This window comes from Bacillus sp. SIMBA_008 (genome assembly GCF_046535495.1).
Taxonomy (GTDB): Bacteria; Bacillota; Bacilli; order Bacillales; family Bacillaceae; genus Bacillus; species Bacillus subtilis.
Window position 1 is genome coordinate 1 of the sequence record NZ_JAWRWL010000593.1, and the last position, 266, is coordinate 266.

The 266-nt window shown below is 49.6% G+C and carries 1 protein-coding gene; it reads left to right on the plus strand.

Annotation, left to right across the window (positions count from 1 at the left end; all coding sequences use genetic code 11):
* On the plus strand, positions 1 to 266 hold a 266-nt coding region (locus SB658_RS24575), incomplete at both ends, for an AI-2E family transporter (protein WP_410603003.1).

The following is a 266-nucleotide window of genomic DNA, read 5'->3' on the forward strand; positions in this document are numbered from 1 at the left end:
GTCACTGCTTGCGGTCATTGCCGCTTGTACGAGCGTTGTTCCGTATTTAGGGCCGACCATTGCTATCACGCCGGCGATTATTATCGCGTTGGTCACTTCGCCCTTTATGCTGCTGAAGCTTGCGATTGTCTGGACCGTTGTCCAGCTCGTGGAAGGGAAATTAATTTCGCCGCAGATCATGGGGAAAAATCTTCACATTCACCCGATTACCATCATCTTTGTTCTTTTAACCGCCGGAAAGCTGTTCGGGGTTGTCGGCATTATTT